Annotated in this window: 11 protein-coding genes; 4 read left to right on the top strand and 7 right to left on the bottom strand. The window is 56.7% G+C overall.

The features are described from left to right. Positions 1 to 46 precede the first annotated feature (46 nt). Both MDHKLMBL_RS15005 and sohB read right to left on the bottom strand, forming a co-directional pair. On the bottom strand, positions 47 to 1045 hold the full coding sequence (locus MDHKLMBL_RS15005) for a YhdH/YhfP family quinone oxidoreductase (protein ID WP_104271244.1): 999 nt from the start codon (positions 1043 to 1045) through the stop codon (positions 47 to 49). Between the two features lie 23 nt (positions 1046 to 1068). After that, complete coding sequence (sohB, locus tag MDHKLMBL_RS15000) at positions 1069 to 2130, bottom strand: protease SohB (RefSeq protein ID WP_014577164.1); 1062 nt, start codon at positions 2128 to 2130, stop codon at positions 1069 to 1071. Between the two features lie 231 nt (positions 2131 to 2361). Here sohB and MDHKLMBL_RS14995 point away from each other — a divergent pair, with 231 nt between their 5' ends. Beyond that, positions 2362 to 2676, top strand: a complete 315-nt coding sequence (locus MDHKLMBL_RS14995; RefSeq protein WP_008171697.1) for an SCP2 sterol-binding domain-containing protein — start codon at positions 2362 to 2364, stop codon at positions 2674 to 2676. A gap of 63 nt (positions 2677 to 2739) precedes the next feature. Here the strand turns inward: MDHKLMBL_RS14995 and MDHKLMBL_RS14990 are convergent, their stop codons facing one another. From MDHKLMBL_RS14990 to MDHKLMBL_RS14970, 5 genes are all read right to left on the bottom strand, one after another. Next, complete coding sequence (locus MDHKLMBL_RS14990; RefSeq protein WP_008171698.1) at positions 2740 to 3387, bottom strand: hypothetical protein; 648 nt, start codon at positions 3385 to 3387, stop codon at positions 2740 to 2742. A gap of 4 nt (positions 3388 to 3391) precedes the next feature. Next, positions 3392 to 5098, bottom strand: coding sequence for a FimL-related protein (locus MDHKLMBL_RS14985; RefSeq protein WP_062784213.1), 1707 nt, complete (start codon positions 5096 to 5098; stop codon positions 3392 to 3394). Positions 5099 to 5316: 218 nt separating this feature from the next. Beyond that, complete coding sequence (gene dnaQ / locus MDHKLMBL_RS14980; RefSeq protein ID WP_008171703.1) at positions 5317 to 6027, bottom strand: DNA polymerase III subunit epsilon; 711 nt, start codon at positions 6025 to 6027, stop codon at positions 5317 to 5319. Between the two features lie 38 nt (positions 6028 to 6065). Then, complete coding sequence (gene rnhA, locus MDHKLMBL_RS14975; RefSeq protein WP_008171705.1) at positions 6066 to 6509, bottom strand: ribonuclease HI; 444 nt, start codon at positions 6507 to 6509, stop codon at positions 6066 to 6068. A gap of 28 nt (positions 6510 to 6537) precedes the next feature. After that, positions 6538 to 7332: a class I SAM-dependent methyltransferase gene (locus MDHKLMBL_RS14970; RefSeq protein ID WP_014577168.1), complete on the bottom strand. Its 795-nt coding sequence runs from the start codon at positions 7330 to 7332 to the stop codon at positions 6538 to 6540. Between the two features lie 96 nt (positions 7333 to 7428). On the opposite strand from MDHKLMBL_RS14970, the gene gloB reads away from it, so the two are divergent. From gloB to MDHKLMBL_RS14955, 3 genes are all read left to right on the top strand, one after another. Further along, positions 7429 to 8223, top strand: a complete 795-nt coding sequence (gloB, locus tag MDHKLMBL_RS14965) for a hydroxyacylglutathione hydrolase (protein ID WP_008171709.1) — start codon at positions 7429 to 7431, stop codon at positions 8221 to 8223. 168 nt (positions 8224 to 8391) lie between these two features. Continuing rightward, positions 8392 to 10092 (top strand): LysM peptidoglycan-binding domain-containing protein, encoded by a 1701-nt coding sequence (locus MDHKLMBL_RS14960; protein WP_008171711.1) that lies wholly within the window; start codon positions 8392 to 8394, stop codon positions 10090 to 10092. Positions 10093 to 10104: 12 nt separating this feature from the next. Next, the gene (locus MDHKLMBL_RS14955) at positions 10105 to 11928 is read left to right on the top strand and encodes an extracellular solute-binding protein (protein WP_039881892.1); all 1824 of its coding nucleotides are present in this window, start codon (positions 10105 to 10107) and stop codon (positions 11926 to 11928) included. The last annotated feature ends 5 nt before the right edge of the window (positions 11929 to 11933 follow it).

Genomic DNA, 11933 nt, shown 5'->3' with positions numbered 1-11933 from the left:
GGCTTTTCCCTCTCTTCTATTCCATCTTATCGGTTGGAGTCGCTTCTTATTTAGAGTGATCCAGGACAATCTTGCCGGCTGATTCACCTTTCAAGAACGCCTTCAGCGCCCCATCCAGCTCACTGCGACCGATATCCCGGGCAGACGCTTCGGTCTTCGGACACGCCCACTCCCCGGAGAATTTCTTCCATACCGCTTCTTTCTCTGGCAGGGGAATCTCTACCGAATCGACACCCAGCAGATTCACGCCTCGCAGGATAAACGGCAGCACGGTGGTCTGAAGGCCCGGACCGGCTACGAGACCACAACAGGATACTGAGCCACCAGGCTTGATCTGCTTGAGCAGTTCGGCCAATGGGCTACCACCCACCGTATCGACAGCGTTCGCAAATGCCGGTTTAACGAGGGGTTTCTTTTCCTCGGCCAGGGTTTCACGACCCACAACTTCTTTAGCCCCAAGAGCTTTGAGATCGTCTGCATGGTCGGCCTTGCCGCTTATGGCGACGACGTCGAACCCAAGTTTGGCAAGCAGTTCCACCGCAACGGTGCCAACGGCACCGGAGGCTCCTGAAACAGCGACTTTGCCCTGCTCCGGCTTGGCGCCCATAGTCAGAAGCTTCTGAACACAGAGACCGGCGGTGAGGCCGGCGGTGCCATAGATCATAGCGGTACGAGTGTTCCATCCTTCCGGCATGGGAACACACCAGGCGGCAGGTACGCGGATGTATTCGCCAAAACCGCCGTCTGTATTCATGCCCAGGTCGTACCCGGTCACGATAACCGGACTGCCGTTCGAGGGGTTGCCAGTGTCGGAATCGACGACCTCTCCTGCTGCATCAATACCCGGGGTATGGGGAAAGGAACGGGTAACGCCCTTATTGCCGGAAGCCGACAGCGCATCCTTGTAGTTGAGAGAAGAGTGGCTTACCCGTATCAGGACGTCACCATCAGGAAGGTCGGCAGTACTCAAAGATTTCTCCGCACCGACATACTCGCCGTTCTGCTCTTCAACGCGCCAGGCCTTGAATTCGGAATTGGTGGTCATCATTCTTCTCCGCTTTCGGTGGTCTACTGGAACTTCTGGTTGCGGAAGGCGCCCAGGACTTTCCAGACAGTGTGTTCAAGCGCCGAACTGGTGGCCAATCCGAGTTTTTCCGGAAGGGTCCGCTTGCGCTGATATGCCACTGAGACTACGTCTGCCCGGTCGCAGGCTTCAATGAGATATTCGTCGGAGGTCTTGATCTCGTCGATCAGTTTCACTTCGAGCGCTCGCTTGCCGAACCAGATATCTCCATTGGCAACGGCTGCAATGTCCAGGTCCGGCCGGCGTTCGCTGACATACTCTTTGAAAAGACCGTGAGTGTCTTCAAGATCTTCCAGAAATTTCTGTCGTCCTTTATCGGTGTTTTCACCAAATATAGTCATGGTGCGTTTGTGCTCTCCAGCGGTGAGCACTTCGAAGTCCACGTCGTTCTTCTTGAGGAAACGATGGAAATTCGGAAGCTGGGCAACCACACCGATCGAGCCCAGGATGGCAAAGGGCGAAGCAACGATCCTGTCTGCGACGCAGGCCATCATGTAGCCTCCACTGGCCGCCACCTTGTCAACGCAGGCGGTGAGGCGAAGACCCTTGCTGCGAATCCGGTCCAGCTGGGCGGCCGCAAGGCCATAGGAATGAACCAGCCCACCACCGCTTTCGAGGCGGATAACCACTTCGTCTTTTTCCGGATCGGCAATACTCAGCACCGCAGTAATTGCCCTGCGAAGCGGATCTGTGTCGCTGGCTTTGATATCGCCGTCGAAATCCAGAACATAGACGCGACCACGACTGTCATCCTGCTCATCGGTATTCTTCGCGGCCTTGGCCGCTTTCTTCTCCGCCTTCTGAGCCTTTTTCCGGGCCTTCTGGAACACCTTTCTTTGATGATCAGACATCAGCCGTGACTGAATCGTTTCACGCAGCTTTTCGTATTTCTCGTTGAGTTTCCGGATCTTGAGTTCTCCCTCGCCCTCATGATCGCCCCGATCCTTCTGGGCCGCGGACATGATGACAGAGATCACTACCAGGGCCGCCACCACGAAAGTAACGATCTTGGCCAAAAACAAACCGTATTCTGTCAGGAACTCCAAAGTGCTTCTCCAACTCAGTGTGCGGGAACAAGAGTGTAACTTACCGAATTTATGGTGATAAGGAGAGCAAAAAAATTAAAACAAGCGTTCGATCAATCTTGACAGGGCCGACCACTCACCATAAAGTCGGATTGCGAGGTCGGCTCTACCCGGGCACCCGATCAGGCTCGTGCAGCCAGGGACATCAAGCCGTCGTGATCATGACTAGACAACCATCAAAAGGGTAAAACAATGTCTGTAGCTCAGGTATTTGAACAACTCGAACAGAATTTCAACGCAGACGCAGCTCAAGGCCTGGACCTGGTATTCCAGTTCGACATCGAGGACGACAAGACCTACCACCTCGTTATTAATGACGGCACCTGCAAAATGCACGAAGGCGCCCATGACGATCCATCCGTTACCCTGATCATGAACTCCGAAACCCTGCAGGGCATCGTTTCAGGCGAGACCGACGGCATGCAGGCATTCATGGCAGGTCAACTGCGCGCCGAAGGCGATATGATGCTGGCAACCAAATTGGGCGAACTGTTCAAGATGGGCTGATTGCCCCCCGTCAAGCACAAAAAAGCCTGCGTCTCGACGCAGGCTTTTTTTATGCCCGAGAATCTATTGATTCCAGAACTGCACGGCTTCCCTCGCCTGCTCGTTTACCGGAACAGCAACCAGACCCGAAGAGGATAGCTTTACCTCGAAAACAGCCCCATCCCGCATTGGCATGAACGTCATGCTTCCGTCCACGGCCTCCACAAACGGCAAGTTGAATTGACGGTCCCACTGCCAGAGATCAGGCCAGATGCCTTCAGCGAGGCCTATGGAAGTCCTCGGAGCCGACCGCTCCTGCTCAAGCGACGTGTAACGCCCGCTCAATTGCTCGAGCCGGTAACCGGGAGCGATATCAAGCCAACGGAAGGGGCCGGTAAAACGGAGAATCCTGGCGTCAATCTGCCATTGATCGCCCTGCAGCGTTCTCACCACAGACAACCCATCCTGACTCTGAAGGGAAACCTGCCAGATCTGTTCGGCCTGTCTCTGGGTGGAGATGCTTGCCGCGGTCTGCAAGCCTACCAGTGAATGATAGCTGCTCAGATTTACCGCAATCACGAGGACATATAAACCGGCCAGAATGACACCGAAAACCGCCGTTCCTTTAATCCAGGTGAGCAACCATCGGGGGTGCCTGAAAAACAGCAGGCCCGCTATAACCATCACAGCGCCGGCAGCGGCCAGTACAATGATAGCGAGCGTGTGGGACATGGAACTACAAACCTACATCGTCCAGCGACGATTCAGCCAGTTTCAGTAGATCTACATTGCGGTCTTCGCTTTTGCCAATACTCTCGATGTAGTACTCCAGCGAAGTCAGAGCGTCCGCCAGCGCCTCGAGCACCTGGGCGGCTGGCGCTTCCTTCGCATCCAGCAAGCGCTCCTGGATTGAAGCCGCAACCCGCTCGAGAACCCCGGCGGCTCCGGGATCATTCACCATTTGCAGGCCACCCCAGATGCTGTGCAGGGTTGCAGGCAGATTGGCAAGATGCAGTTTGTCGTAGTCGGATTCGATAAAAGCGGTGATTGCACGCTTTGCCAGGGTCAATGCCCCACGGGCTTCGTCAGCCACGACATAGAGCGCCTCGCGGAGGTACACAGACTCCTCCCGCTTGCGTTCACCACCGGCCAACGCGTCGGTTTCCGACGTGATGCCGCGGGTCACGATCTGCATGACGGCGTCTTCAATTCCCAGGACGGAATCGGCGAGTCGATACAGTTCATCATCACCGGGCAAGCGAGATTCTGCTTCCCAACCCCTAAGCTTGCTCGCCTCTTCTCTGGAAACGCCCGCCAGCTTGTTCAGGTCAAGCATCACCAAAGTGTTGGCCAGTCGCTCGAGGGCATCGGCAATCGAAGACAGCTCCGCCAGATCCGGCTCGATACCGCGTTCAATGATGTCCAGCTTGTCCTTCAACTGGTTCAGTTCATCCTGAAGGGCTTCTGACAGGGATTTAAGGACATCACTGCCAGGACCGTACAACCTGCGCGCATGGGCTTCCAGCATGGAATCCGGAAAATCCGCCGGCGCGAGATGGTAAGCGGATAACACCTCGGTAACTTCAGGGTTAGCAGACCCGCTGCGGTACAGCAGATAGACCAGATCCCGAATCAGCGAATCCGGCGCGTCTTTACCCGTGGCAACCTTGCCCACGTACACCACTTCCCGGGCGTACTTCTCGATCCGCATGAACATGCGCTTGCGGGCCTTGTTAAAGACCATAGCGCGATCAAGCATGGTGTCCGCAACAATGCCGACAAGGCACCACATCTGCCCCATAGGTGCGCCCTGGCAAAGGCGGGCAAGTCCTCTCGAAGCGCGGCCAATCAATTTCTTGTTTACCACATCGTTCCGGTCGCGAAGAATTCCCAAAAGCGCAACCTGGAAGGTCAGGCGCATGCGACGCGCCATGACTTCGTAATCCGCCTCATTGCCTTCAAACGGCTGCAATGACAAACCGGCACAAAAATCCGGCCTCTCTTTGACATCGACATCAAAAAAACAGGATTCGGGATAGGGTTTTTCCCGGCGGGCCTCTCGGAGGTCATTGATCACGGGAAGCAACAGCTCGGGATGATCTTCCCGCTGCTGATGATAGTACTCGACATAGCGCCGAAGAATGAACAGAGCGCTATTGAGGGTAGTAAGGAGGATGTTTTTGTCGTCATTAGCGCCAACGGGAACGTCGTTGGCCATAGTTACTGCTTCCTGGCACAGCAGGGTTCCGCCCCGCAGCTCCACCAGAATAAAAATGCCCCGCAACTGGTTGATGAAATCAACACAGTTCTGGAGATCCTCACCCCTTTCGCGGTTTTCCTGAAAGCGTTCAAGGCTGGATTCTGCCTGCTTGATGGTCTGCTCTATTTCACTTTTGACCAGATCAAACGACTGCGATTTCGTCGCGAGAGACGACTGAACCATAAACGCTTCCCGTTAATGTTGCGGAGACTACCGCATCCTCTTTGGTGGTCACTGGTCCGGCTGTCGCGTACCAGGCCTTTTTGTTCTGGGCCGGCTAACCCCTTTTCCGGCCAAAGCCAGTTCGCAAAAAACTGGCGAACTTATCATTACTTATAACATAAAACTCAAGTACCTCAAGAAAGGCGGAATGTAACATTTGGTACAGCCCGACCCAGTTCTCATTCCGGGCTCTGGAGTTTACCCCACACAGTTTCGCCCGCCTGTTTTTCGAGCAGGGACATGAACTCTTCGTGGGCTTCGGCCTCTGAACTGGAGGCACGAACCACCGACAGGGGCGCTCTGTCAGCAGGCAGCCTTCGAATTCCGCCGTTACCGCCACCGTTCTCGGATCCGGCATCCAGTGACAGCGCGGTCTGGCCACCGGTAAGCAGGAGGTAAACATCGGCCAGGATCTCCGCATCCAGCAACGCGCCGTGGAGGTCACGGTTGCTGTTGTCCACACCGTAGCGCTTGCAGAGCGCATCAAGGTTGTTCTTCTGCCCCGGGTGACGGGCCCTTGCGATAGCGAGCGAGTCCACGATTCCGCAGTGGTCCGCGGTTTTCCGTACCGGCTTGAGACGGGCGAATTCCGAGTCCATGAAGCCGACGTCGAACGCAGCGTTATGGATAACCAGCTCGGCGCCCTTGATGAACTCGAAGAACTCATCGGCGATTTCCGCGAAACGGGGTTTGTCGGCAAGGAACTCGTTGGTGATGCCGTGAACAGTGATCGCCTCAGCCTCTACTTCACGGTCCGGGTTGATATAGACATGGTAGTTGCGGCCGGTGAGCTGGCGCTCCATCAATTCAACACAACCGATCTCGATGATCCGGTGACCTTCTGCCGGGTCGATACCCGTGGTTTCTGTATCCAGTACGATCTGTCTCATTGCCTGTACCTGGTTAACTGTATTTATGCGCTCTGAATCTATGCGCCGGAAAGCTCGTCGACACCGCGATTGGCCAGTTCATCCGCCAGTTCATTGTCAGGAACACCAGAGTGCCCTTTTACCCAGTGCCAGTTAATCTGGTGCCGGGCCACTTCGGCATCCAGCTCGCGCCAGAGATCTTCGTTCTTCACGGGCTTTTTCGCGGAGGTCTTCCAGCCGTTCCGCTTCCAGCCTGCCATCCATTCCGTAATGCCTTTGCGCACGTACTGCGAATCCGTAAACAGCTCCACCTCGCACGGGCGCTTCAGGGCCTCCAGACCACGGATGGCTGCCATTAATTCCATGCGGTTGTTCGTGGTATTCGCCTCCCCGCCGTGCAGGGTCTTTCGATTGTCGCCATAGCGCAAAACCACGCCCCAGCCGCCGGGCCCGGGGTTGCCTTTGCAGGCGCCATCCGTATAGAGGGTTACCTTGCCGGCCATTCAGCCTCCTGATTTAATTTTCGGTGATTCACTTCGGTCTGTTAATCGGCGAGCCACTGCGGCTGCAACCTCGGGAGGCGCCAACGGTACCGGTGCCCGGCAGGGCAATCACCTTGCTTTGGCGCCAGACGGGGCGCCTTGGCAACCGGGCGTGGACGCGTTTTTTGGCAAGGATACAGTAATAGGCGCCTACTGGCAGGAGTCGATTTCCGGACAAACGGTTGTCAATCCGGCTCGTCGGCTTGCGACCACTGCGCTGCAGTGGTGGCCTGAAAAACCGGGTAATCGACGCTTCGACATTAAAGCCCAGCAAGTGCAGCCAGTCTTCCATGCGTCCGCGCAAGAGGAAGCGACCGCCCCACGGGCCCTCGCTGCTCCTGGAGATCAGTTTGCGCGCGCCCCAGAGGCTCAGAGGGTTAAAACCAAACAGCGCCATCGTGCCCTCTCCCCGGAGCACGCGCGCCGCCTCGCGAATCACCTGGTGAGGGTAAGGAGAGAAATCGGCCGTGTGATGCAGCACGACAAGATCCATCGAGTCACCGGGAAAGGCCAGCTCGTCGGCATCGCAGATGGCGACTCCATCCGGAATATGGGGATACCATCTTGGCGCTGTCATGATCTTCTGGGAAAAATCCGTGCCGGTAGCCAATGGCAGCCGATGGCTGATCCCCACCTGCAACTGCCTGGCGCCTGTCAGACGCTGTAGCTCGGCGTCGACAAAGCGTCTCTGGTCGGCCAACAGTGCCCGACCAAGCGGGGTCTGGAACCAGCGCTCAAAGCTCTCATGTCTGGCGGAATAATCAACTGCCTCGGATTCACTCACCAATGCGCCACTCCAGGAAGCCCTTTCCCATGGTTGGGGCCTTGTATTTAATGCTCTATCATATCAGTCACATTCGATAAGCACATGTGGGGCCCTATGCTGACCATTTCCGCCATACCCGCCTTCAGTGACAACTATATCTGGTGCCTTTCCGACACCGCCAGCGACAAGGCGCTGATCGTGGACCCGGGCCAGGCCCAACCGGTCCTGGACCATCTGGCCGAGAACGGACTGACCCTGGATACCATTCTGGTGACCCACCATCATCCGGACCATGTCGGCGGTGTCAAAGAATTGCTCTCCCGTTTTCCGGATTGCAGGGTAACGGGCCCCGCGGATTCGCCCTACAAAGGCAGTACCAACCTGGTTCATCCCGGTGACGAGGTGATCTGGGAAGATATCACCTTCCAGGTCCTGGGCGTTCCCGGCCATACTCTCGATCATATTGCCTACTTCACCGACGTCGAGGTAAATGGTCGGCCGGTTCTCTTCTGTGGCGATACCCTTTTTGTCTGTGGATGCGGACGTCTGTTCGAGGGCTCACCGGAGCAGATGCGTCAGTCTCTTCAGACCCTCCGGGCGCTGCCTGGCAAGACCGCCGTTTACTGCGCCCACGAGTACACCCTCGCGAACCTGCGCTTTGCCCGCAGCTGGTTGCCGGAAGACGAAGGTCTCCGGACGTTCGAGCAGGAGTGTCAGGCCGCCCGCGATGCAGGAGAACCGACGGTTCCTTCAATCCTCGAGAACGAGAAACGGCTCAATCCGTTTCTGCGGTGGGATGATCCGGCGGTAGTGGACTCCGCCCGGGCCTATTGCTCAAGCCGCGGCCTGCCCGCCGATTCCGATAACGCTATTTTTGCGGCCATTCGCCACGGCAAGGATAATTTCTGACGCCTGGTGATACGCACTTAACAAATCCTCTCAGAGCCGTAACGAGAGGTTTCTTGACCCCTTTTTAATCGGTCCCATAGAATCATTTCAAAATTGTGACCGTAAATTGTTCAATATGCCGGAGTTTCAGATGCTGAATCCGGCCTCAACCTGAACCCGGATGCTGTTATGTCGGCCAGACGATTGTCGTTTTTGTTTTTCGCCGGAGCCCTCGCAAGTGGCTGCACCAGCCTGATCAGCCAGGGAGAGCAAAGCCCGCTGAACACACAGGAAGTCACGGTCGCCGCGGGCGATGAAGGGCTCAAGAAAGCTGTCGAGACCGGAGAAAACCGTGACGCTGCCCGCGACGAGCCGCTGGACGAAGCTATTGCTCCGGAATTGAAGGATGCTGCCAGGGATGCCCGGGAGAAGCTCGACAATCCGGTTCAGAAAACCGCTGAGGCGGAGGCAGTTGAGCAAGATCTGTGGGCAAGACTGCGCTCAGGATTTGTTCTGGATCACGATATCGACAATGAACGGGTTCGGGACCAGTTGAACTGGTATGCCCGACATCCCGGCTACATTGACCGGGTTGTGGAACGCGGCAGTCGCTACCTTCACTATATCGTCAACGAGACCGAAAAGCGGGGCTTGCCTGCCGAATATGCTCTGCTCCCCGTTGTTGAAAGCGCGTTCGATCCGTTTGCGTACTCCCATGGGCGCGCGGCCGGTCTCTGGCAATTCATTCCCTCCACGGGCAAATACTTTGGCCTGACACAGAGCTGGTGGCACGATGACCGTCGTGACGTCATCGCCGCAACCGACGCTGCCCTGACCTATCTCGAGCGCCTCGCAAACCGGTTTGATGGCGACCACACGCTCGCCCTTGCCGCCTACAACAGCGGCGGCGGCACGGTTTCCAGCGCCATGCGCCGCAACCGGAACGCCAACAAGCCGACAGACTTCTGGTCTCTTCACCTGCCCCGGGAGACCAGACACTACGTCCCCAAACTGATTGCTCTGGCGAAAATATTCGACAATCCCGAGGCCTATGGCATCGAACTGCCATCGCTGAAAGACGAACCCTACTTCGAAGTTGTTGATACCGGCTCCCAGCTCGACCTTGCCCAGGCGGCAGAACTGGCCGGAGTAGATGTCGACGAGATCTACCTCCTGAACCCCTCCTACAATCGCTGGGCAACTTCGCCGGATGGACCTCACCGGTTGCTCGTTCCGGTTGGGAATGCGGAGACGTTCCGTGCCGCCCTGGCTGAAATTCCAGCCAATCAACGGGTGTCCTGGCGCAACTACGAAGTCAAATCCGGAGACAGTCTCAATTCGATCTCCCGCAAGTTCTCCACAACGCCGTCAGTGCTGCAGCAGGTCAACAATCTGGACAGCGACCTGATACGAATTGGCCAGCGCCTGATGATTCCCTTTGCTTCCAAGGGCAGCGATGCTTACGCCCTGAGCGCCTCCCAGCGCCTTGAGCGCAAACAGGAGCGTAAGCGGGACGGTAACAAGGTTCGTTACACGGTGCGCAAGGGCGACACCTTCTGGGACATTGCCCGCGAGCACCGGGTGTCCGTACGTGAAGTTGCTGCCTGGAACGGTATGGCGCCGGGCGATCCGCTGATACCCGGCAAGGAACTGGTCATCTGGTCCAAAACCAGTCAGCCGACGGTTGTGGCAGCCAACAGTGGCCGTGGCAAGGCTATGGTTCGGAAAGTAGGCTACCGGGTGCGCAAAGGCGACTCCCTTGCCCGGATTGCCAGCAGGTTTTCCGTGAATGTGCGGGACATCGCAAGCTGGAACGATCTGAATACCGCCCGTTATCTGCAACCCGGGCAAAGTCTGGTACTCTACGTTGATATCCGAAACAGTCCCTGACGTGCGAGACTTATGACAAGAACACGGAAAGCCTCATCCCTTACGTCGTTTTTATCAGCCCTGGCACTTATTGCCACACCGCTTATCTCACCCTTTTCCGTCGCCGACGAGGCAATGCCAGCCCATGGCATTGCCATGCACGGGGACACCAAATACCCCGCCGGGTTCAGCCACTTCGATTACGTGAATCCGGAAGCCCCGAAAGGCGGCACCCTGAAAATGGCGGTTGTTGCCAACGGCTTCGACTCATTCAATCCTTTTGATATCCGGGGTGTTGCCGCCGCGGGCATCAGCAACTATCTGTATGACACACTCCTTGAGTCGTCTGACGATGAGCCCTTTTCGGCCTACGGCCTGATTGCCGAATCCCTGGAGACACCCGAAGACCGGAGCTATGTGGTTTTCAATATCCGTGAACAGGCGCGGTTCCACGATGGCGAAGCCATTACCGCTGAGGATGTGAAATTCTCCTTCGACACGCTTACTACCCAGGGGCACCCCTTCTTTCGGAACTACTACGCTGACGTCGAAACAGTCACGATAGAAAGCCCTCAGCGAGTACGTTTTGACTTCAAGGAAACCAGCAATCGGGAGCTGCCGCTGATCCTCGGCCAGATGCCCATTTTGCCCCAACACTACTGGGCCGATCGCGAATTTGGCAAGAATGGCCTCAACCCGCCGTTGGGCAGTGGCCCCTACCGGATTGGTGACTTCGAAGCAGGCCGGTCGATTACTTACGAACGGGTTGACGATTACTGGGCACAGGATCTTGGCGTCCGGAATGGCCGCTTCAACTTCGATCAGATCACCTACGACTACTACACCGATGACACCGTGGCGCTGGAGGCGTTCAAGGCCGGCAGTTTCGATTTCCGGTTGGAGTCTTCTGCCAAGAACTGGGCCACAGCCTACACCGGGGAGCGTTTCGAAAACGGCACGATCATCAAGGAAGCCATCGAGCATCACCGGCCTTCAGGCATGCAGGGTTTTGCCTTCAACACCCGCAGAAAGGTGTTTTCCGACCCGCTGGTTCGTGAAGCGCTGGCCTATGGTTTCGACTTCCAGTGGGCCAACAAGAACCTCTTCTTCGACCAGTACACCCGTACTGACAGCTACTTTGAAAACAGCGATCTCGCTTCCTCGGGTCTCCCCACCGGCCGTGAACTGGAAATACTCGAACCTTACCGGGATCAGTTGCCCGATGATGTGTTTACCGAGGAGTACCAGCCACCCACCACCGAAGGCCAGCAGGGCCTCCGCGAGAATCTGAGGACGGCTCTGGGTCTGCTCAAGTCCGCCGGGTATATCATCCGCGATGGCAAGATGGTACACGGCGAAACCGGCGAACCACTGGCGTTCGAAATCCTGCTGTTCCAGAAAAGCTTCGAGCGGGTGGTTCTGCCTTTCAAGAACAACCTCGGCCGTCTCGGTATCGATGTGACCGTACGCCTCGTGGACAGCAACCAGTACATCCAGCGCCTGCGGGAATTCGATTTCGATATGATCACCCAGGTGTTCGGCCAATCGGATTCCCCGGGCAATGAACAGCGGGAATACTGGCATTCATCCACCGTGGATGCCAAAGGCTCACGGAATTACATGGGCGTGAGCGATCCGGTGATCGACGAGCTTGTGAACATGGTCATTCAGGCGCCAAACCGAGAGGAACTGGTTTACCGGGTTCGCGCCTTGGACCGGGTTCTGCTGCACCACTATTATGTGATTCCTCACTGGCACCTGAGAAGCGACCGTGTCGCCTACTGGAACCATCTGCAACGTCCAGCCGAGACGCCGAAAAACGGCATTGATCTGGACAACTGGTGGGCGAAGCCCTGAGGAAA

This window comes from Marinobacter flavimaris (genome assembly GCF_002933295.1).
Classification (GTDB): Bacteria; Pseudomonadota; Gammaproteobacteria; order Pseudomonadales; family Oleiphilaceae; genus Marinobacter; species Marinobacter flavimaris.
Note: the sequence above shows the minus strand (reverse complement) of the source record. Positions and strands in the feature narration are given on the sequence as shown.

Excerpts from the sequence above, each read along its gene's own strand:
- MDHKLMBL_RS15005 (WP_104271244.1), bottom strand. The coding sequence starts at position 1,045 with ATGACCACCAATTCCGAATTCAAGGCCTGGCGCGTTGAAGAGCAGAAC.
- MDHKLMBL_RS14995 (WP_008171697.1), top strand. The coding sequence starts at position 2,362 with ATGTCTGTAGCTCAGGTATTTGAACAACTCGAACAGAATTTCAACGCA.
- MDHKLMBL_RS14990 (WP_008171698.1), bottom strand. The coding sequence starts at position 3,387 with ATGTCCCACACGCTCGCTATCATTGTACTGGCCGCTGCCGGCGCTGTG.
- MDHKLMBL_RS14985 (WP_062784213.1), bottom strand. The coding sequence starts at position 5,098 with ATGGTTCAGTCGTCTCTCGCGACGAAATCGCAGTCGTTTGATCTGGTC.
- dnaQ (WP_008171703.1), bottom strand. The coding sequence starts at position 6,027 with ATGAGACAGATCGTACTGGATACAGAAACCACGGGTATCGACCCGGCA.
- rnhA (WP_008171705.1), bottom strand. The coding sequence starts at position 6,509 with ATGGCCGGCAAGGTAACCCTCTATACGGATGGCGCCTGCAAAGGCAAC.
- gloB (WP_008171709.1), top strand. The coding sequence starts at position 7,429 with ATGCTGACCATTTCCGCCATACCCGCCTTCAGTGACAACTATATCTGG.
- MDHKLMBL_RS14960 (WP_008171711.1), top strand. The coding sequence starts at position 8,392 with ATGTCGGCCAGACGATTGTCGTTTTTGTTTTTCGCCGGAGCCCTCGCA.
- MDHKLMBL_RS14955 (WP_039881892.1), top strand. The coding sequence starts at position 10,105 with ATGACAAGAACACGGAAAGCCTCATCCCTTACGTCGTTTTTATCAGCC.